Below are 20,836 nucleotides of genomic sequence, written 5' to 3' on the forward strand. Positions count from 1 at the left end.
AAAATTTATAAGACTTTTTGTCCGATTTTAAGCTTTTAAAATTAAAAAGTTAGAGTTATTTGTAAGTGTAAATACCCGTAATTGCAGAATAATCCAGAATTTTGGCAAGCTCTACACGAACTTCAGAAAGCATCTGTATTTTTTTTATCGCCGCAAAATAGAATTCCGGATCGGGAATTTCAGAAAGTTCTTTTGTGAATTTGGCAATCAGAAAATTAACGTATCTAAATTTGTGAATCAGGATATCTCCGGCAACCTGTTCAGGCATTTTATCACCATAATTGGGTGCATCAATATTTCTGGTCGTCCAGTCCTGAAGATCATTGTAGATATTCATCGAATTGGCGGCTGCAGAGCTTATTTCTTCATCCATCAAGGTAAAAAAGAAACTTCCTTTGCGGAGCTCTTCATTGTCAATCCCTTCTTTGATGTGCCTTACAATTTCTTTATTGATTTCAACCTGAAACTCATAGTTATCTTCTTCGAAATGATGCAGAATCTCTTCAATCACCGTGATGTCATACTTTTGATTGTCGGGTGTAGTTCGATGAAGAATCATGTCACCATAATTCAGAATATGTTTTATTAAATCATTTTCGAGTTTTGTTACAGGAAAAAGAATTAAATCTAATTCTGAAACAGGCTCATCGGAAACTTTCAGCTGAATCGGTTTTTCTTCCGCTTTTGCCTGAGCTTTCTGAGTCTGATTTTGGGTAATCTGTTTCTGAATATCAAGTTCATTAAATAAACTCTGCTCCGACAGTCCGAATTTTGTGGAAACTTCTTTTAGATAAACTTCCTTTTTCAAAGCATTCTGAACAAAAGAAACCGATTTTACAATATCCCTGATTGCTTCAGCTTTCTTGATCGGGTCATTTCCGACTTCTTTTAAAAGAATTTCCGCTTTAAAATCAATAAAATCCATCGCCTGATTTTCGATGAATTTCTCCACATATTCCTGCGGATGTTTTCGGGCAAAAGAATCCGGATCGTCACCATCAGGAAAAAGCAGCACTCTGATGTTCATTCCTTCCGTTAAAAGCATATCGATACTTCTGAAACTCGCTTTTATTCCTGCATTATCACCATCAAAAAGAATCGTTACATTTTCCGTAAGCCTTTTTATAAGTTTAATTTGTTCCGTCGTTAAAGAAGTTCCCGAACTTGCGACAACATTCTCAATTCCGGACATATGAAGTGAAATTACATCCATATAACCTTCCACCAAAAGACAGACATTTTTTCTTGAAATTGCCTGTTTGCTTTGATTTAAGCCATAAAGAACATTCGATTTATGATAAATCTCGGTTTCAGGTGAGTTGAGATATTTGGCAGTTTTAATATTATTCTTAAGAATTCTTGCGCCAAAACCTAAAACCCTTCCCGAAAAACTGTGAATCGGGAACATAACTCTTTCACGGAAACGGTCGATTCCATTCGGAGCATTTTCAGGAAAAATAGAAAGTCCAGATTTCTCTAAAACTTCTTTGGTATAACCTTTTTCAATCGCAAATTCTGTAAAAGCATTTTTCTTTTCGGGCGAAAAACCAAGCTGGAACTTTCTGATGATATCATCTTTCAGTTCACGCTCTCTGAAATACGAAAGTCCGATTGCTCTACCCTCTTCGTTTTCCCAAAGAATATTCTGAAAAAAATCGTTCGCTACTTCATGAATTTTATAAAGCAAATCTCTTTCAGATTGGGCATTTTTTGCTTCCTCTGAAAATTCACGCTGGTCTTCTTCAATTTCGATTCCGTATTTTTTGGCAGCGTGGCGAAGTGCCTCAGGATAGGTGAAATTTTCGATTTCCATTAAAAAAGAAATCGCTGTACCTCCTTTTCCGGTTGAAAAATCTTTCCAAATCTGCTTACTTGGAGAAACTACAAAACTCGGCGACTTTTCTTCATGAAACGGACTCAAACCTTTAAAATTTGATCCCGCTCTTTTCAGCTGCACATATTCACCAACAATCTCTTCTACGCGGATTGTTGAAAATATTTTATCGATCGTCTGTTTGGAAATCATACTGCAAAAATAATGAAATGATTTTGAGCTCAAGCTAATTTACATCTAATTGCAAAAATTTCAGTTTAAGTCATTGTTTTTTAGTGTATTTTTAGCAAAAAAAATAAATGAAGAAAATTTATTCTGTTTTAGTTTTTATTTTGAGTCTTCACCTTTTGATGTCTACAGATTGTTCAGGCTTTCATGAGGAAGATATTGAAGTAGTACCGAATAAAATAAAAATCAGTTTAGATAATTCGAAAGTATATCATGTAAATGATACCATTACCATTTACGGTCGTGTTTCTGTAAAAGGATTTAATGTGGTTTCAAAAGATTCGGTGAAAATGGAAGGAAATCCACTTTTCATGATTTCTGCTTCTAAGTTATTAAAAAATCAGAGTGCTTATAATTTAAAATATTCGCTCGATAAATTTAAAATTATATCAAAAGATTTTCAGATCGATAATTATGTAAACTGCCCTAACTCTATGCTGTATAACTCTGCAACAGAAGATACGGGATCAAAACTTTTTCGATATGAAGTTAAACTCATTCCTCAGGAAACAGGAGATTTTTTAATTTATTTTGATGATACTTTTTCACTTCAAAATATAATTAAGAAGCAGAACATACTTCAAAGCTATCCTATTTCAGATACAAATCCAATGGTTTGGGAAGCTTGTGGAAACAGCAGTGTAAAGGCAAATCTTGCGGAAGGAGATGTGTTTATTGAAGTAAAATAATTTAATAATGAAATATCTCAAAAGAATATTTTTTCTGTTTCTTACATTAATTTCTCTGTTTATTTTATATCTAGGATTTGGCGGAAATTATATCTTAAATATAGATGCAAAAAGAATGATAACTAATAATTTAAAAACTAATAAAAGTCTTCCGCAAAACATAACCAGCTTTTACAATACTATTTACAAAAATTCGTTATCAAAAAATTCGTGGAACTTTCTTCTTAATTCCTATTCTCAAAAAGATTGCCCTTGTTATCAAATGACGCATAAAATTATGCCTCAATTAAATATCAAAAATCTATCTGCACTTGATTACATCCTTGTGACACGATATATAGAACATAATTTTAGCCAAAATGAATGTTTAAACTTTAATTTAAGCAGTTTTGATTTTTTAGAAAATAGAGAGGGAATTGACAGTGTTTCAAAATCTTTATTCAATAAACCAGTTGAAAATTTAAAACCTATTGAAGTTGCAGAAGTTTTCGCATTATATGAAAAACCTTTAAAAAATAACCGAAATAGAAATCCTGAAAATGCCAAGAAAAGAACTGAACAGTTATATCAGCTGTATTTAAAAAACTCAAACAATTAATAATTCTGTTTTAAAATTTATTTATAGCTAAAAGGTTTTATTAATTTTGTAGTCTTAAATAAATTTCATGTATTTCGAAATTAAAAACATCAGCGACTGGCAAAATGTCGTAAACTCAATTTTACCCGAACTGAAACACAATATTCTTTTATTAAAAGGAAATTTAGGGGCTGGTAAAACTACTTTCACTCAGTTTTTATTGAAAAATCTTGGCAGTGAAGATGAAGTGAACTCCCCTACTTACTCTATTGTAAACGAATACAAATCACCCAAAGGAAAAATTTATCATTTTGATTTATATCGTCTAAAAAATATTGATGAAGTGTACGATATTGGTATCGAAGAATATCTCGACAATTCATTTCTGTGCATCATAGAATGGCCGGAAGTGTATGAAGACGAGCTTTACGGTTTAGAATACCATTCAATGAGCATCAATAGTACAGGTGAAAGCAGAGAAATCACATTCGAATAAATAGTATATCTTTGCTTAAAGAAATCGATTGTACAAAATAATTTTCTGTAAGCCATAATTGTATCAAAAATGAGTACGACAAATATTTTTACTCCTTTTTCCGAGGAAGAATTAATGCCAAAGGAGGAAAAGTTGGAAGTTATAAAAAAAGGGAAACAATTCAGTATAGGAATTCCTAAAGAGACTTGCCTCAACGAAAGAAGAGCATGTATTACACCAGATGCGGTGCAGGTTTTAGTAGAGCACGGCCACGAAATTATCATCGAATCCGGTGCAGGACAGGGCTCATTTTTCACAGATTTACAGTATTCAGAATCAGGTGCAAGAATTACGCAGGATGCAAAAGAAGCTTTTTCTCAGGATCTGGTTTTAAAAGTAAATCCTCCTACAGAAGAGGAAATAGATTATTTTAAACCCAATACGTATCTGGTTTCTGCCCTTCAGATCAATTTAAGAGACAAAGATTATTTCTTAAAATTAGCAGAGAAAAAAGTCAATGCAATTGCTTTCGAATTTATTGCTGACGAATACAAACAATTGGCATTGGTAAGACTGATTGGCGAAATTGCAGGATCCGTTTCTATTTTATATGCATCAGAATTATTAGCCCTTTCAAATGGCTTAATGCTGGGCGGAATTACAGGTGTAAGACCTACCGAAGTTGTCGTTTTAGGAGCAGGAATCGTTGGTGAATTTGCCACAAAGGCCGCAATCGGTTTGGGAGCGAGTGTAAAGGTTTTTGATAATTCACTTTCAAAACTTAGAAGGCTTCACACATTGGTTGACAGCCGTGTTCCGACATCGATTATCGATCCTAAAGAATTAAGTAAAAGCTTAAGAAGAGCCGATGTCGTTATCGGAGCTTTGCCAAGACTCAATATGCAGCCGATCGTAACCGAAGATATGGTCATGAAAATGAAAAAAGGCAGCGTTATTATTGACATTGTGATCGACAACGGAAAAGCCATCGAAACTTCTGAGCTGACGACAATGGAAGATCCTTATATCATCAAACACGGCGTTATTCACTGCGGATTACCGAATCTTACTTCGAAAATGCCAAGAACAACCACGAAAGCAATCTCCAATTTCTTCCTTTCTTATATTTTGAATTACGATGAAGAAGGTGGTTTTGAAAATATGCTGATCCGTAAAAACGAAATGAAGCAAAGTCTTTATATGTATAAAGGAAGACACACCAAGAAAGTGATCTGCGACCGTTTCGGACTTACCTATCACGACATCAATCTTTTAATTTTCTAATTTTCTTCATGAAAAAAATAAAATTCTTTTTAATCGGTCTTGTTCCGGGATTGATTATTGTATTTTTTGTTCTTAATAAAAAAGGTGTTAGCTGCAGCGGTTATTTACCAAACAGCCGTGTGATTGCAGAAACACTTTCAAAAGATTTTACGTATTCCGATCAGTTTAAAGCTGAAATGACAACTTTAAAGATTAACGAAAAATTCTTAAAAGACAGCATCATTACTTTAGGAAAAATAGATTTTGACCGTAGCCATGCTCAGAAAAAGCCTTGTCCGGATTACGTTATAACCTATCCTGAAAAAAATCCTGTTTATGAAGTTACATTTGAAAAGTGTGAGGAAAAAGCAGTTCTGAATAATCTGAAAAAGCTTAAATAAGTCTCAATTCTAAATTAAAATGGAAGGCAATCTCTATCTGGTTCAGGATTATCTGATTTTCATCGGAGTTTTTGCCATTTTCCTGTTTCTTGCAGCAAGTATTTATCTTTTCGGGCAAAATCAGCGTTTAAAAAACAGAAATCTAAAGCTAAACGCAGCCAACAAATTAATAGAGCAGAAACTAAATGATGTTCAGCTTGAGCATATCGGTACAAAGCTCAATCCGCATTTATTTAAAAACATTCTCAATTCTGTACAGTCACACGCTTATCAGACCTATATGTCGCTTGATAAATTGGCAAATGTTCTGGATTACATTTTGTACGAAAGCAACAACAAATTTGTAAGCCCAAAAGAAGAGCTGCAGTTTGCTTTAAGCCTTATAGAAATTAATAAGATAAAGATCAACCCGCTTTTTGATTTCAGAATTAAATCTAAAATTGACAAGTCGGATTCTATTTTTGAGGAAAAAGTTTTTGCACCGCTTATTTCGGTTGATCTAATTGAAAATGCTTTTAAACACACCGATTTTTTAGCACAGGATTCATTTATTTCTATACAAATGGAGCTCGAAGGCGGAATTTTCTCCATGAAAGTAAGCAATAAAGCTTCCCTGAAAAATGTTTTGCCCAAAGAAAACAGCGGATTCGGAAGCCAGTCTTTAGATCAAAGGCTTAAAATGATTTATACCAATTTTTATTCGCTTCAGAAAAACTCAAAAAACGGTATCTTCACGGCAGAATTAACAATCAATTTAGGAGAATTCTATGATAAAATGCGTTATTCTTGATGATGAATTGTTAGCGATAAGCTATCTTAAACTTCTCTGCGAACAAATTGATAATGTAGAAGTTGTAAGAGCTTTTAATGATCCTAAAATCTTTTTGAGTGAAATTGAAAACATTGATTGTAACCTCTGTATTTTAGACATCGAAATGCCAGGAATGACCGGCTTACAGGTTGCAGAACTGATTTCCGGATCGAAAAAAATCATTTTCACCACTGCTTATAAAGAATATGCAGCCGAAGCTTTTGACCTCAATGTTGTGGATTACGTAAGAAAACCGATCAAAAAAGAAAGGCTGATTCAGGCATTTGAAAAGGCAGCCGATCTTTTAAGCAGTACTCAAAAGAAGGAATTCATTGAATGGAATACCAATATTGGTAAATCTACCATTTTCACAGAGCAGATTGCTTACATCAAAACTTCGGAAATCGACAGTCGAGACAAAGATATTATTCTGAAAGACGGAACAATGATCGTTCTAAAAAATCTCAATTTCAAATCCCTTTTGGAGATGCTCCCTTCAAAGGATTTTGCACAGGTGAATAAAAAAGAGATCATTGCTTTATCATCGGTAAAAGTTTTATCTACCAACGAAATTATCACCACAATTTCTACAGATTCTGATCAGTTTCTAAAGCTTCATATTGGTGAAACATATAGAAATTCTTTGATGGAAATGTTCGGAAAGTAGAAACTGTTTTCTTTTATTTCAGATTAAAATTTCGTCTGCTTATTTCTAAAAAGTCTTAAATTGCAAATCACTTTCAGATTCAATTTTAAACAAAATAATATGAAAAAAACAAGTCTTCTTTTCCTTTTGATCTCGGCATTCACTTTTGCCCAGCAATCTCTTTTAGACCAGAAAATAAGCTCCATTATTAAAGATAAAAAAGCAACCGTAGGAGTTTCTGTTTTAGGATTTGAGGATGGATTTAAATATGATAAAAATGCCAATAAAAAACTGCCGACTTTAAGTGTTTTCAAGTTTCACATTGCTTGCGCGGTCTTGGATCTTGTTGATCAGGGAAAATTATCCTTAAATCAAAAAGTTGTTTTAAAAGAATCTGAATTATTACCAAAAACCTGGTCACCGATAAAAGAAAAATATCCTACAGGTGATATTGAACTGACTTTGGATGAAATTATCGACTACACCGTTGCATTAAGTGATAATAACGGCTGCGACAAATTATTAAAAATGATCGGTGGAACACAAACTGTTCAGAAATTTATGGATTCTAAAGGTGTAAAAGGCTTTCAGATCAAAGTAAATGAAGATGAAATGCACAAAGACTGGAAAAATCAATACAAAAATTACAGCACCACAAAATCTGCTGTAACTCTCCTTAAAAGTTTTTATGACGGAAAAATTCTCTCAAAAAAATCAACTGATTATTTAATGAAAATCATGCTCGGAACAAAAACCGGAATGAATAAACTAGTAGAACAGCTTCCTAAAAACACTCCTATTGTCCATAAAACGGGAGCTTCCGGGAAATACGACAATGATTTAACGGTTGCAGAAAACGATATGGGAATTGTAACCTTACCGAATGGCAAACATTATGCAATAGCTGTATTTGTAAACAATTCTACAGAAACAGAGGTTGTAAACTGTAAGATGATTTCAGACATTTCAAAGATCGTTTGGGATTATTTTAATAAGTAAAATTTTAAGCTTAATTTTAAAACCATTAAAATGAAAAAAATATTTTTAGTTTTCGCAGTCTTTGTAAGTACATTTTTCTTTGCCCAGAAAAGTGAAAACTTCTATGAAATAAGCTACAACAGTATTTGTTGCGGACCGCCCTCCACAGCTCCGGTGATGAATTATGTTGAAACTTTTCAAAGCAAAAACAAAACAAAAGCGATTGAAATCTTCAGACAGTCAGGTTTGGGAAGAGAAGGCGAATTTAAACTGTTTATCGGAATTGATGCACTTTCGAAATCTCAAAAAAGTAAGTTCTTAAAAGGTCTGGAAACAGCAGTAAATTCGCAGAATAATGCAAAAAACCAAAACAGTGACGGAATCGTGAACTTCAGTTCTCAGCCTGTAAAAAAAGAAAATCTTAAGCAGATTAATAATTTAACTATATATAAAAAAGAAAAAGTAAAATGATCAAAAACATTGTCGTTATCGGAGCAGGAACCATGGGAAATGGTATTGCACACACTTTCGCACAAAGCGGTTTTAAAGTAAATTTAGTTGATGTATCTCAGGACGCTTTAGACAGAGGATTAAAAACGATAACCACTAATCTTGACAGAATAATTGCCAAAGGAAATCTTACAGAAGAGCAAAAAGCTGAAACCTTAGGAAATATTACGACCTTCACGGAACTGAAAAATGCGGTAACCAATGCTGATTTAGTTGTAGAAGCTGCGACTGAAAATCAGGATCTGAAACTGAAAATTTTCGCTCAGATGGATGAGTTTGCCCCTGAAAACTGCATTTTATCAACCAACACTTCTTCAATTTCTATTACAAAAATTGCTGCTGCGACAAAAAGAGCCGACAAAGTAATCGGAATGCACTTCATGAATCCTGTGCCGATTATGAAATTGGTAGAAATTATCAAAGGCTACTCTACTTCAAAAGAAACTTTTGATTCGATTTATGAAATGAGCAAAACTTTAGGAAAAGTTCCGGTAGAAGTGAATGATTATCCTGGTTTTGTGGCCAACAGAATTCTGATGCCGATGATCAATGAATCGATCGAAACATTGTATAATGGCGTTGCAGGTGTTGAAGAAATCGATACCGTAATGAAATTAGGAATGGCTCATCCGATGGGACCACTTCAACTGGCAGACTTCATTGGTTTGGATGTTTGTTTAGCGATCTTAAACGTTATGTATGACGGCTTCAAAAATCCTAAATATGCACCAAACCCTTTATTGGTAAACATGGTAATGGCAGGAAAATTAGGTGTAAAATCGGGAGAAGGTTTCTACGATTATTCTGAGAGCAAAAAAGCCGAGAAAGTAGCGAAAATGTTTTCAAAATAAGAAAAATCCTCAGTGATTTGAACTCTGAATTTTAAAGTAAATTTTTATTCATTGTTTTGAGACATTCGCTCAGTTTAAAAAATTGAATTCAACAAAATTATACCTCAAAGAGAACAAATACCAATAATTTTATTATCTTTGATTTAAAGTTAAAACATTAAAAAAATGAAATTACCAAAGTTTTTATTAGCAGACAATTCGGAATTTCCTGAAGATTTATTTGTAGTTCATACAGAATATCCAAGATTCATCTTAAACGTTGAAGAAGAGGAAGTTGAGTGGCTTGATGATTTGGAAGGTGACGATGAAGAAACAATGGCAGACGAAGCTACTAAAGTAGTGGAAGCAGCTTTCAAGTGGTGCGACGAAGAGTTGGCTAAGTACGACGAAGAAGAGGAAGAATAAGAAAATTCACTTATAAAAAGAAAGGAACTCATTGCGAGTTCCTTTTTTATTTTATTCTATTTATTCAGTTTTATTGAATTTCAATAACAACAGATTATCCTGATACAATTCTAAAGTAGTTCCAGAAACTACATATTTATTGGCTTTCTGAATCATATCCATAAAGTTTTTCTCAACGCTCATATTTTCGCAAGCCATTTTGGTAGATCCCATCTGCGACGGAGTGAAAGTTCCCGAAGCGGTTTCCATCACTACAGAACCGAAATATCTGTTGCAACCTGCATTACCATTCAGTTTTGATCCTTCAATATTCAATGTAGGAGTCTGTCCTTTTACGTTATCCGCTAAAGTCCATTTTGTATTGGCAATCGAGGGTTGTGCTTTACCCACTTTCGATGTTGACGAATTTTTCATTGTTCCGCACGATGCTACAAGCGCCATTGCGAATATTCCTAGAACTATATTTTTCATGTTACTTTTTGATTTAGCTCAAATTTACGGAAATTATTGATAAAAACTCCGAACAAATAAAAAGACTACCTTAAAAGATAGTCTTTAGTATATATGAAATGAATATTTTTATCCTCTCAATTCTGCATTGAATTCTTTCTGGAAAGACTTAATTAAAGAATCCATTACCTGAGAAATTTCTTTTTCCTCAAGCGTTTTTTCTTCGTTTAATAATTCAAAACTCATTGCATACGATTTTTTGCCTTCCGGAAGATTTTTCCCTTCGTAAACATCAAAAAGATTAATGTTTTTAATGAAAGGAGATTTATTCTTTTTAGCGGTCTGATACAATTCCTGGTAGGTAATATTTTTATCAATCAACAATGCCAAATCTCTTCTGATCTTGTTGAATTTAGGAATATCTTTGAATTTCAGTTCATTCTTAGAACGCAATTCCTGAGCAAATTCAAGCTCGATTTCTGCATAGAAACACTCCTGGTCTACATCGAAATCTTTTAGCATCTGAGGAGCAACTTTTCCTATTCTTACCAAAGTTTTACCTTCAGCTTCATAAGCAATCGCATCAGAGAATCTTTCGTCATCCAGAGCAACTTCTTTATAATCGATCGCCAATCTTTCCAACAAAACTTTTACATAAGCTTTCAGATTGTAGAAGTCGGTCGCTGATTTTGGCTGCAACCAGTTTTCAGCAACATTTCTTCCGGAAACTAAAATTGCCAACTGCTTTCTCTCTTCGTACTTTTCTCTTTTATGATAGATTTTTCCGAATTCGAAAAACTTAATATCCTGGTTTTTTCTGTTGATATTGTACACTGCATTCTGCAAAAGACCTTCCAGCAAAGATTTTCTCATAAATGCCAAATCTCCGCTTAATGGGTTTAATAATTTCACAGCATCGGCTTCATCTTTTACAGAAGTTAATGAATTGTTCATCACTTCATTGAAACCTAAACTCTGTAAATTTCTTGCCCAAAAATTTTCCAGTTCATCCTGGTCGTTTGCGCTTAATTTTACAGGGGTAAAAGATATTTTTTGGGGAGCATCAATTTTGTTGTATCCGTAGATTCTTAAAATCTCTTCAATAACATCGATTTCTCTAGTTACATCAGCTCTGTAAGCAGGAACAGAGATTTCAAAGCCATTTTGAATTTCATTCAATACCTGAATTTCAAGTGCTTTTAAAATTTCTTTTACTTTTTCTCTGTGAATTTTTGTTCCTAAAATCTGTTCGATTTTTGAAAATCTGATGATCACATAATTATCTTCGATTTTCTTAGGATATTCTTCCAACAACTCTCCTACTAATTTTCCTTCTGCTAATTCTTCAATTAACTTAATGGCATGAGTAATGGCTGTTCTTGTAATATTCGGATCAACCCCTCTTTCAAATCTGAAAGAAGCATCCGTATTCAAACCATGGAATTTTGCACCTTTTCTTACCGCAACCGGATTAAAATAAGCGCTTTCCAGGAAGATCGTTTTTGTCTCGTCAGAAACTCCAGAATTCGCACCACCAAAAACTCCGGCAATACACATTGGGTTATCCTGACCGTCTTTAATGATTATTTCAGAACCGTTCAGTTTTCTTTCAACACCATCTAAAGTTGTGAATTTTGTACCTTCTGCAACGGTTCCTACTTTTACTTTTTTATCGGCAATTTTATCGGCATCAAAAGCGTGAAGCGGCTGTCCGAAACCGTGAAGAATATAGTTGGTAATATCTACAATATTGTTGATCGGGCTCAAGCCGATGGCTTTTAATCTGTTTTTTAACCAAGATGGAGAATCTGCCACTTTTACGTTTTCAATAACGGCACCGATATATCTTGGCGTTAATTCTGTATCTTCAACTTCAAGAGTAAAATCATGGGAACCTTCGTTGTTTAAAGCCACTGAAGACACTTTTTCAAAGTCGGATTTCTGCTTGTTTGTTGAAAGAAAGGCATAAAGATCTCTTGCAACACCATAGTGTGACATGGCGTCGGTTCTGTTTGGCGTTAACCCGATTTCCAGAACTTCATCATTCGTTAATTCAAAATAATCTGCAAAGTTTTTCCCGACTTCATATTTTGTTTCGTCTAAAACCATAATTCCGCCGTGATCGTTGCTCAAACCTAACTCATCTTCTGCACAGATCATTCCCTGAGAAACTTCACCTCTGATTTTAGCTTCTTTAATTTCGAAAAAACTTCCGTCTTTAGCATAAATTTTAGTTCCGACTATAGCAACAGGTACGGTTTGTCCTTCTGCAACATTCGGAGCACCACAAACGATGTTTAAAACTTTCCCGTTCCCAACATCTACAGTTGTTTTGTTTAATTTATCCGCATTCGGATGTTTCTCACACGTCAGAACTTTTCCTACAACGATGCCTTCAAGACTTCCTTTTACACTTTCAAACTTTTCTATTCCCTCAACTTCAAGACCGATATCTGTAAGAAATTCGCCGACTCTCTCGGTTTTCAAATCTGTTTTGATGTAGTCTTTCAGCCAGTTGCTTGATATTTTCATTAGTAGAAATTTTATAAAAATTAATCTTCAGAATTGTATTCGCTGTTTTTAACAACAAGCAATACCTCTGAATTTTGCGTCTACAAATGTCGTGTTTTTTTAAGAAATACCGAAATTCAAAAAGGTTAAAAAAATCATATAAAGGCTTATTTGGATTGAAGAAAAACTATTATCAGATAAATTTATTTTCTTGAAAATTTTTGGAGTCTTGTTGGAAAACACAAAGACGTAAAATATTTAATTCTATTATTTTGAAAATGATGCAAAGATTTTACCTCCCCACAGCATCACTTTTCTTAAACGCATCAACAGGTTGATAAGAATCATTCTTTTCTTTTTCTTTTTTATCTGAAATTAAAATTCCGAAAAGATGGTCGATTTCATGTTGGAAAATAACCGCTGTAAAACCCTCTACCATTTCTGAAAATTTCTGACCTTTTAAATCAACATATTCCAGCTGAATCACTTTGCTTCTGTAAAACTGGTCTCTAAATTCTGGAATCGACAAATCTCCTTCCGGACCGAGATTCTGTAATTCTGATCTCCATGTAATGACCGGATTGATGAAATATTCCAACGGTTCACCTTCTTTATCAAAACGCTGTACCCAAATTACTTTTCTATTGATTCCGACTTGCGGTGCAGCGATTCCTACTCCACCGTCGGTAGACAAAAGGGATTCTTTCATTCTTTTCACCAAAGTCGCCGTGTTTTTATCCAGTGGATCGATTTCTGCGGAAAGATTGAGTAAGGTTTTATGCTGATGTTCATCCGTTGTCTGATAAATAGGTAACGCTGAATTGATATTTCCCTGATTAATCAGTTCTATCTCAGATTTTGAAAATTTTTGTGCGTTGATGAAACCGATGAATAGAACGAAAAGTATGGAGAGTTTTTTCATTTTTAAATTATATCAAACAAAGATAAAGATGTTTTTAAGTTTTGGCTAAAGCCAATGGAATTTTTCAAATTAAAAAACGGGCTAAAGCCCGTTTCTATTGAATATTTCAATTTGCCATTCTGACACAGCATGAATGACAGACCTCACCATTTTTTTTCTCGCAGATTTAGGAGATTTCGCAGATTTTTTTCTGCTTAATTTGCTCAATCTTCCAGAGTTTTAAAATTGGTTCTTTCTACTTTTTACTTGTCTCTTTAAACTTAATAGGTTTTCGTCATATCCGCCGGAACAATCAGATTAAAATCTGTTGGGATATAATCTTTTTCAGGAACTTTCAATTCAGAATTTTCAGATTCGAAAACGGAGATTACTGCCATTTTCAGATTCGGGTTTTTCTGTTTGATGTACCAGTAGATTCCACCAAATTCTTTACTGTGGAAATTTCCGTTGTAATGAATGAAGGTTTTTCCGGGTTGCAGGTTTTTCAGAATAGATTCTGCCATTGTAGCATCTTTTGTTGCCTGAGCTGAAATAAAATTCATCACTTTCGTTCCTTCTGCGTGATCACCCATCATTTTTTTCATTTCCTGATAGCCGGGAGTATCTAGCGTTACATTGATCGGCAACTGAGCGATGTAGGATTTTTCTTTTTCGCTTAATTTATTCAAAGATTCAATACCTTCTTTTGCTGTCTGAGAAGCATATTTTCTCGGAATATTGGTTGCGATAAAATTCAGGTTTTTATCTTTTGCAAAATCAACCAAAGGCCTGTAATCTGTCGTATAATTGTTCCATAAACGTACTGAATCTTTCAGGTTTTTGGCTTCTATTTTACCTGCAAGATATTTATTAAGCTGAATCTGATTGTCTCTTTCAAACATTTCGGCTCCCAAAGTAATCTGCTTATTTTTTTTCTCATACAAAGCCTCCGTAACTTTCAACTGAAGCCAGTGAACAATCGAATTGTTGTGCAGCTCACCAAAGAAAACCACATCATAATCGGCAAGCTGTTTGATCATTTTCTCGGTTTTAACCGCTTTTCCTTTTTGGTTATAAAACTGATAAGGTTTAAAATTCTGGGCTTTAAATGCAGAGAATGATAAAACTAATATGGCAATAAGTATATTTTTCATCTTATATTTTTTGGTTATTAAACACGAAGGGCACAAATTATTTCACAAATATCAAAAATTATTATTGGATATCTTTTCGATAAATCGATAATTATTTTCACATCACATGAATGTTAATTTACAATAAGAAAAAGTAAAGTCACATAGCTAAAAAGTGAAGTTACATTACAAGAATGTAAAACTACAATGCGAAAATGTAAAGTTGCAACACATAAATGTGAATTTACATCGTTAAAATGTTATTTTGCAAAGGTTTAAACACTAATGACACTAATAATTTTCAAAAATATCACAATTAAACTGATTAAAGACTTGTTGGTTTTTCGCAAAGGCGCAAAGATGTTTTTACTTCCATTCTTTTTTAAGGCGCAAGAAAATCAAAGATTTTCAGCAAATAATTAACTAATCGAATTAAGTAAATATGCAGTTTTTAAATTTTATCTTCGATAAAATCCTTGCGCCTTAAAAACGTAAGATTTAAAAAACTTTTGCGTCTTTGCGTTTTCCAACACTAATATTACATTATCAAATAATTATAAATTTACAAACTAGTGTCGTTAGTGAAGAATATTTGTGCAATTTATGTTTCAAATAAAACAAAAAAGACCGCTTTGAATTTTCATACAAAACGGTCTCGGCAAATCATTTAATTCTTATTTTTCTAAATCTGCTACAAGATCTTTCCATTCTTGCAGTTCAGGGATTCCCGGTTTTCTTTTTCCGAAGAACTGTACGATGAATTCTCCGTCTTTGTTGAATACTTCAATTGCTGTCACTTCACCGTCTTCAGTCGGTTTTTTCACGATCCACGCTTCTGCAATTTTAGTTACGTCTAAATGCAAGTTGAAATCAGGATCCATTACGTTGAACCATTGCTGATGCCATAAGGTTTTCTTCACATTTCCTGTATGAATCTGAATAATCCCCCTGTTTCCAACGAAGATCATGATCGGAAGTTGTTTTTCTGAAGCATCTTCCAACACATTCACCACTTTTGAAGGATCAATTTTCTTAGCATAACCTTCCGGAGCGAGTCTCAAAGCCTGAGTTCTTGATACTCCGAATTTTCTGGTCATCATAAAGAAATCGTGCGTATCCTTTAGTTCTGTCCATGCTTTTTTGAAACCTTCAGCATCAATTTCTGAATCTGCTTTTTCAGGAGCTTTTGGAGCTACCGTTTCAAATTCTGAAACTTCATTTTGATTTTCAGCTTTAAACTGATCAACGATAACGTCGAATGCTTCAACATTGCTGTCTTTTGTAAGGTAAATTTTATGAAGTGCTAAACCGTCTTTTCCGAAGAACTGAAGACTTCTTTTATCGCCTTCCACCACCGCAAAAGCAAACTTCCAGTGGTTCATAAAGATTCTCAAATCAATCTCTTCACCTACGAAAAGCTGCGCATGAGGACTGCTGAAATCACTATTCAGGTAAGTTCCTTTTCTTTCGTGAACACATTCATCATTTCTTGTAAGAGCCATTACTTTACCTAATTTTTCAACCTCCGTCAAGATATTTTGAAATTCAGGTTTTAAAACTGTTACACTTTCTCCTACGTTCGTTGCCAACAATTCAGCTTCGCTTACTCCCAACTGATCGGCAGCATTTCTTATTCTTAAATGTGGATTTTCTGCTTTCAGAGCTTCCCACTTTTCTTTTAAATCGTTAACTAATGTGCTCATTATTTATTTTTTTATGGTTAAAACTGTGTAAATTCTATTAATGGTTTCGTTACCCGTTTTGCTTTTTATTTCTTCTTCTTTTTCGGAGATTTTCATTCTTTTAAAATGACTTTGAGAAATCAATTCTTCCAGTTCGGAGTTGTTGTAAAGCCTAAAATCATAAGCCGTAAATGGTAATTTCTCCATAAAATCTTTTTGGGCAAACGTTAAAACAAAAGTTCCGCTGTCTTTTAAAACTCTGTAAATCTCGTTCAGAAAATCGACAGGATTCTCCCAGAAATAAACTGTATTTACTGTGAAAATCTTATCGAAAACCTCATCTTTAAAAGGAAGCTTTTTTCCTTCATACAAAATAAATTCAGCCTGATCTTTAAACTCTTTATTCAGATTTCCGGCTTCTTTATTCATGGTTTCAGAAATATCAATTCCTGTGTACTTCAGTTCTTTGGCTTTATTCAAAATATTTTTAAGATGTCCTGCGTTTCCGTGACCAATTTCAAGGACATGCTCATTATCTTCAATTAAAAGTGTTTTGATGCTTTCCAGAGTCATCCCAATATTGGTGGCATTCATCATTTCACCGATCTCAATGCCTTTTTCACCCTGTGGATTGGCAAGGTTCTGTGCTAATATTTTTAAATCTTTTTCTTCCATTTTATCCAAAAATAATCATTGGGGTACCATTCACAGGATGCGGACAGATCGTGCATGGAAAGTTATAAGCTTGAGAAATATTCTCTGAGGTAAACACCTCTCCCGGAGTTCCGTAAGCCGAAACTTTCCCGCCTTTCATCAACAGAATTTTATCTGCAAACTGGGCAGCAAGATTCAGGTCATGCAAAACTACGATCGCTGAATTGGCATTGTTTGTAAATTTTCTAATGATTTCCAACGCTTTATACTGATGTTTTACATCAAGATTGTTTAAAGGTTCGTCCAAAAAAACAAGCTTTTGCTCGATTTCATTTTCAAGCTGAGCCATTACTCTCGAAAGATGCACCCTTTGTTTTTCGCCTCCTGATAAAGTGTTATAATCTCTTTCTTTCAGATGATAAACATCGGTTTCGTACATCAATTTGTTCATCGCTTCAAAATCCTCTTTTCTAGGTTGAGAATCAAAATAAGGATATCGCCCCATCATTACTACATCTTTTACCTGTAAAGGAATTTCATTGGAATTGTGCTGAGAAAATTTAGCTTTATGAACCGATAATTCTCTGACTTCCCATTCATAAATCGATTTATCTTTAAACAGAATGTTCTGCTTCCCCTGTTTTACTTCATTTGCCAGTATACTTAATAAGCTTGATTTTCCGGCTCCGTTCGGACCAACAATAGCCAGAAATTCACCATAATTTAATGACACATCTACACCATCCAAAATATGGAAATCTTTGTGAAGATAATTGATCTGATGCGCTTTTATCATTAGAGTGATTTTTTAAATTTAATTAAAATAGCAATGAAAATCGGACCACCCATCAATGCCGTCAAAATACCGATCGGTAATTCCGAAGGCTGTACAATACTTCTGCTGAATGTATCGGCAACCAAAAGCAAAATACTTCCGCAAACTGCAGACAAAGGCAAAATGAAGGTATAATTTGATTTAAATAAAAGCCTTAAAATGTAAGGCACAATCAAACCTACAAAACCAATCGTCCCTGAAAAAGCGACACAAGTTCCGACCATTAAAGCCGTTATAATCACAATCTGCTTTTTTAGTTTTTCAACATTGATTCCTAAATGCTGTGCATCTTTTTCGCCCAACATCATTGCATTTAAAGCTTTCCCTTTTGGAAGAAGAACCGTGTAGGAAATGATAACAACGACTGCCAAAACAATATTTTTCGTCCAGGTTGCAGCTGCCAAACTTCCCATATTCCAGAAAGTAAGGTCTCTTAACTGCTCATCTTTAGATATATAAATCAAAAACCCGGTGATCGAAAAACCGATTGCCGTAACCGCAACACCACTCAGCAACATCATGACAACATTGGTCTTTCCACCGCTTGTAGAAATTCTGTAAACCAGCATCATTGCCAACAAAGCTCCTATAAAAGCTGCAATACCTGTGAGTGAAAACTGAACCATCTCAGGAAGATATTCTTTGAAATACCCTCCTAAAACAATTGAAATTGCGGCAAGTAAAGTCGCTCCCGAAGTAAGACCTATTAAATCTCCCGTTGCCAAAGGATTTTTGAACAATCCCTGTAAGCTTGTTCCTGAAACCGCCAACATACTCCCAACTAAAATCGCCATCACAATTCGAGACGCTCTCACATCCCAGATCACATATTTATCGCTTAACTGTAAATTCGGATCTCCCTGAATAAACTGAATTAAAACCGTAAAAGGCGAAACCCCATTGAAATCATAAACGCCAACATAAAGTGCCACAATTGCCAGTATAACTAGCAAAAGGACACTCGTGACGAAATAAAAATATAATTTATTTTGTGTTTTCAACTAATAGTTTGTTTAATGACACTGCAGCCTCACCCAATCTAGGTCCGAAACCTGAAACTAGACCTCCGTCCATAGCGATAATTCTCTTGTTTTTACCCGCATTGGTTTGAGAAACACCAGGCATTTCCAAAGCGCCCTTATTTCCACCAGAACTTTCAAGACCTGATGAGAAAAAGAATAATACGTCCGGGTTGGCTTTCACAACCGCTTCCGGAGTTAAAGGTTTGAAATCTTCAAAATCATTTATTGCGTTTTCACCTCCTGCAAGACCGATCAAAGCGGCCATTGGCGTATTTTTACCGGAAACCATCATCATATTACCTCTTGCGTAGATGAATAAGACTTTCGGTTTTTTAGCTAATGGCTGAATTTGCTTAAAATCTGCATCAATTTTATCGTTTAATTTCTGATAATCTGTATTGCCGATAGCTTTTGCTACATCAGTAATCAATTTTTTAGTTCCTTCCACCGTATATTCCTGCTTGAAAGTCTCGGTTTTGATTCCTGAAGCCTTGATTTTGCCCATCAATTCCGGATTGATGTCTTTATCTGAAGCTAAAATCAACGTAGGACTCACTGCCATGATCGGCTCAATAGTAATTGATCTTACGTGACCTAAATTCTCAGCAGAAGACTTTAAAGATTCAGGATAGGTACTTGTAACATCTGTTGCTACAATTTCCTTTTCGTGGCCTAAAGCCGCTACGATTTCTGTAATTCCTCCATTTAAGGTGACGATTTTATGATTTGATTTCGGAGTTTCAGCAACCACTTCATTTCCGTTTTCGGTAGGTTTATAAGCTTCTTTTTTGCAAGAATACACTGCCATTAAAACAGAAGCTGCAAGGATGAATTTTTTCATTTTATACTGATTATTATTGGACTTTATTTAATTTAAAGAGGTTTAAATTCAAATTGCGGTCTTCCACGTTCCCCGTCCGGACTTGATAACCTCATGAATTTTAATTTAAAATAATATCCGTTCGGATCTTTAATAACATAAAAAACGCTATTGTTTATTGCTGATCCTGATGGACTCGCAGTTCTCCAGTTTCCTCCAATCACACGCTGGTCGTTATAAACAAATTTAGAATTATCGATATCTGATGCTTTAAAATTATTAAATGCTTCGGTGCTCGTCATTGGAGCTGTTACTTTTACTTCATATGCTCCTGCCCCACCCATAATATTATGAGTAACAAAATCTGCATATACATAACTTCCTGCTCCTTCAAAAATATTAGTAAAAACCGTAAATGATATATCCCATTTTTTCTTCTCGGGCTGCACAGACACTTCAGTATTATTTTTCAGACTGAAAAACTTGAAATTGTATGCGTTATTTTTTGTGATTACCGCTTCTTTGATGACATTGGAGTTTAATTCTGCATATTTAATTTTATATCCATCACCGTTTCTTACAATCTGCAGCTTCACCCAACCCCTAAAATCACCTCCTGTAAGTGCCGACCCGGAAGGAACAGTTCCTCCGTATATATCTTTACCCATATTAATCAGGTAAATTCCATTTTCAGCATCATTTGCTTTTACTTCTCCAATAGCTGTTGTGGCAGTAGGAAAATTTCCTTTCACATCATCAATGTAAATTTCATTCCCTGCATCAAAATTGGCTACCTGAATAAGATCTGTAAATGGTTTTGCATTTATTTCGTTAACCTGCGCAAGATCGCTTAGATTCGGACCTTTACCTGCACCCATGGCAATAGATGAATTTAGTACAACTTTAAACTCATTTCCGGTATAAAATGCAAGATCCCAATCTGTTCTTCTGTTAAAAGTTTGTTTAGGATTTCCCTGGCTATCTGTTTCGCTCAGATCTATCCAAACCTGATTGGGTTGAGCTCCTCCACCTACGGAAGGTTCTACAGTCTGCCCTTCAATTGGCGGAACTGCAATAGGATCTTCATTATCATTAATACACGACTGAGAAATTATAGATGCACCTGCAAGCAGACAGAATAGTAATTTTTTCATGTAATT

General features: G+C 34.5%; 22 protein-coding genes. 11 read left to right on the forward strand and 11 right to left on the reverse strand.

Annotated elements, in window-relative coordinates; genetic code table 11:
• Positions 1-55: 55 nt before the first annotated feature.
• Positions 56-2,026 carry a DNA primase gene (gene dnaG / locus BA768_RS13140; protein ID WP_047477726.1) on the reverse strand — a complete coding sequence of 657 codons (1,971 nt, stop codon included), beginning with the start codon at positions 2,024-2,026 and terminating at the stop codon, positions 56-58.
• A 107-nt stretch (positions 2,027-2,133) separates the two neighbouring features.
• On the opposite strand from dnaG, the gene BA768_RS13145 reads away from it, so the two are divergent.
• The 11 genes from BA768_RS13145 to BA768_RS13195 all read left to right on the forward strand — a co-directional run bounded on the left by BA768_RS13145 (position 2,134) and on the right by BA768_RS13195 (position 9,668).
• Positions 2,134-2,751 (forward strand): hypothetical protein, encoded by a 618-nt coding sequence (locus BA768_RS13145; RefSeq protein ID WP_034678597.1) that lies wholly within the window; start codon positions 2,134-2,136, stop codon positions 2,749-2,751.
• 7 nt (positions 2,752-2,758) lie between these two features.
• Positions 2,759-3,349, forward strand: coding sequence for a transglycosylase domain-containing protein (locus BA768_RS13150; protein WP_065721120.1), 591 nt, complete (start codon positions 2,759-2,761; stop codon positions 3,347-3,349).
• A 67-nt stretch (positions 3,350-3,416) separates the two neighbouring features.
• Positions 3,417-3,824 carry a tRNA (adenosine(37)-N6)-threonylcarbamoyltransferase complex ATPase subunit type 1 TsaE gene (gene tsaE / locus BA768_RS13155; protein ID WP_065721121.1) on the forward strand — a complete coding sequence of 136 codons (408 nt, stop codon included), beginning with the start codon at positions 3,417-3,419 and terminating at the stop codon, positions 3,822-3,824.
• Positions 3,825-3,893: 69 nt separating this feature from the next.
• A complete protein-coding gene (locus BA768_RS13160; protein ID WP_034678602.1) occupies positions 3,894-5,087 on the forward strand; it encodes an alanine dehydrogenase in 1,194 nt (397 codons plus the stop codon).
• An 8-nt stretch (positions 5,088-5,095) separates the two neighbouring features.
• Entirely contained in the window at positions 5,096-5,467 is a 372-nt protein-coding gene (locus BA768_RS13165; RefSeq protein ID WP_034678604.1) for a hypothetical protein, read from the forward strand.
• Positions 5,468-5,486: 19 nt separating this feature from the next.
• On the forward strand, positions 5,487-6,257 hold the full coding sequence (locus tag BA768_RS13170) for a histidine kinase (protein WP_034678606.1): 771 nt from the start codon (positions 5,487-5,489) through the stop codon (positions 6,255-6,257).
• Positions 6,235-6,945, forward strand: coding sequence for a LytR/AlgR family response regulator transcription factor (locus tag BA768_RS13175; RefSeq protein WP_065721122.1), 711 nt, complete (start codon positions 6,235-6,237; stop codon positions 6,943-6,945). Before BA768_RS13170 ends, BA768_RS13175 begins: the two co-directional genes overlap by 23 nt.
• A 99-nt stretch (positions 6,946-7,044) precedes the next feature.
• A complete protein-coding gene (bla-A, locus tag BA768_RS13180; protein WP_065721123.1) occupies positions 7,045-7,923 on the forward strand; it encodes a CGA/CIA family class A beta-lactamase in 879 nt (292 codons plus the stop codon).
• A gap of 30 nt (positions 7,924-7,953) precedes the next feature.
• Positions 7,954-8,373: a hypothetical protein gene (locus BA768_RS13185; RefSeq protein WP_065721124.1), complete on the forward strand. Its 420-nt coding sequence runs from the start codon at positions 7,954-7,956 to the stop codon at positions 8,371-8,373.
• The gene (locus BA768_RS13190; RefSeq protein ID WP_185114198.1) at positions 8,373-9,263 is read left to right on the forward strand and encodes a 3-hydroxybutyryl-CoA dehydrogenase; all 891 of its coding nucleotides are present in this window, start codon (positions 8,373-8,375) and stop codon (positions 9,261-9,263) included. The genes BA768_RS13185 and BA768_RS13190 overlap by 1 nt, the downstream gene beginning before the upstream one ends.
• Before the next feature lie 165 nt (positions 9,264-9,428).
• Positions 9,429-9,668, forward strand: coding sequence for a hypothetical protein (locus tag BA768_RS13195; protein ID WP_007845674.1), 240 nt, complete (start codon positions 9,429-9,431; stop codon positions 9,666-9,668).
• Positions 9,669-9,728: 60 nt separating this feature from the next.
• On the opposite strand, the gene BA768_RS13200 is transcribed toward BA768_RS13195, so the two are convergent.
• The 10 genes from BA768_RS13200 to BA768_RS13245 all read right to left on the reverse strand — a co-directional run bounded on the left by BA768_RS13200 (position 9,729) and on the right by BA768_RS13245 (position 20,830).
• Positions 9,729-10,139 (reverse strand): META domain-containing protein, encoded by a 411-nt coding sequence (locus BA768_RS13200; RefSeq protein WP_034678617.1) that lies wholly within the window; start codon positions 10,137-10,139, stop codon positions 9,729-9,731.
• Between the two features lie 108 nt (positions 10,140-10,247).
• A complete protein-coding gene (gene pheT, locus BA768_RS13205) occupies positions 10,248-12,650 on the reverse strand; it encodes a phenylalanine--tRNA ligase subunit beta (RefSeq protein ID WP_065721126.1) in 2,403 nt (800 codons plus the stop codon).
• A 271-nt stretch (positions 12,651-12,921) separates the two neighbouring features.
• Positions 12,922-13,551, reverse strand: coding sequence for a peptide deformylase (gene def, locus BA768_RS13210; protein ID WP_065721127.1), 630 nt, complete (start codon positions 13,549-13,551; stop codon positions 12,922-12,924).
• Between the two features lie 260 nt (positions 13,552-13,811).
• Entirely contained in the window at positions 13,812-14,684 is an 873-nt protein-coding gene (locus BA768_RS13215; RefSeq protein ID WP_065721128.1) for a ChaN family lipoprotein, read from the reverse strand.
• Positions 14,685-15,337: 653 nt separating this feature from the next.
• Positions 15,338-16,366 (reverse strand): hemin-degrading factor, encoded by a 1,029-nt coding sequence (locus BA768_RS13220; RefSeq protein WP_065721129.1) that lies wholly within the window; start codon positions 16,364-16,366, stop codon positions 15,338-15,340.
• Positions 16,367-16,369: 3 nt separating this feature from the next.
• Entirely contained in the window at positions 16,370-17,020 is a 651-nt protein-coding gene (locus BA768_RS13225; RefSeq protein ID WP_065721130.1) for a class I SAM-dependent methyltransferase, read from the reverse strand.
• Between the two features lies 1 nt (position 17,021).
• Positions 17,022-17,795, reverse strand: a complete 774-nt coding sequence (locus BA768_RS13230) for a heme ABC transporter ATP-binding protein (RefSeq protein ID WP_065721131.1) — start codon at positions 17,793-17,795, stop codon at positions 17,022-17,024.
• Positions 17,795-18,835 carry a FecCD family ABC transporter permease gene (locus tag BA768_RS13235; RefSeq protein ID WP_065721132.1) on the reverse strand — a complete coding sequence of 347 codons (1,041 nt, stop codon included), beginning with the start codon at positions 18,833-18,835 and terminating at the stop codon, positions 17,795-17,797. The genes BA768_RS13230 and BA768_RS13235 overlap by 1 nt, the downstream gene beginning before the upstream one ends.
• Entirely contained in the window at positions 18,819-19,697 is an 879-nt protein-coding gene (locus BA768_RS13240; RefSeq protein ID WP_065721133.1) for a hemin ABC transporter substrate-binding protein, read from the reverse strand. Before BA768_RS13240 ends, BA768_RS13235 begins: the two co-directional genes overlap by 17 nt.
• Before the next feature lie 32 nt (positions 19,698-19,729).
• Positions 19,730-20,830, reverse strand: coding sequence for an HmuY family protein (locus BA768_RS13245; RefSeq protein ID WP_065721134.1), 1,101 nt, complete (start codon positions 20,828-20,830; stop codon positions 19,730-19,732).
• Between the last annotated feature and the right edge of the window lie 6 nt (positions 20,831-20,836).

Origin of the sequence: Chryseobacterium sp. CBo1, from assembly GCF_001693475.1 — a bacterium.
Lineage (GTDB): Bacteria > Bacteroidota > Bacteroidia > Flavobacteriales > Weeksellaceae > Chryseobacterium > Chryseobacterium formosense.